This window comes from Thalassobellus citreus (assembly GCF_044385915.1).
Taxonomy (GTDB): Bacteria; Bacteroidota; Bacteroidia; order Flavobacteriales; family Flavobacteriaceae; genus Thalassobellus; species Thalassobellus citreus.
Window position 1 is genome coordinate 1 of the sequence record NZ_JBISCC010000100.1, and the last position, 501, is coordinate 501.

1 protein-coding gene is annotated in these 501 nt (G+C 27.3%); it reads right to left on the reverse strand.

Annotated features, from left to right (window positions below):
- Positions 1-57: 57 nt before the first annotated feature.
- The coding region (locus ACH5TX_RS01200) for a hypothetical protein (protein WP_439337732.1) at positions 58-501 on the reverse strand (444 nt) is incomplete at its 5' end.

Here is a 501-nt window from a genome sequence, read left to right on the forward strand (position 1 = left end):
AAAAAAAAGTGAGCCACCACAGCTCACTTTACCAACTAAACTAAATAAGACATTAAACTAATTATTAATGAATTTTGTAAACTCTTTACCGTTCGAGTTAAATACTATTTTAAATTTTCCTTTTTTCAATCTGTAAGCAAGATCAATAGCTTGAATACCTTCAACTTTTTGAGTGTATACTAATACTGAGTTATCATTTACTTCAGAATAGATATTAACTTTTAAAGGCTCTAAATTTGGAGCTAGTTTCGAGATAAGCACTAAATTTCCTTTTTGTCTTAAATAAGGTTTATAAACAGAAGTTTCTTTTTCCTTATTAAATACTACGCTATCAGAATTAACAGTAAAAGGGATTGTGTTAATTTCCATGTCTTTATCAACTTCAAAGAAATAGTTTCCAGAAGGAAGCGCAGTTAAATCAAATCCTTTTTTATAAGTTCCACTAACGCTTATTAATTCTTTATAAAGAACAATACCGTTATAATCTTTAATAGTTAATAG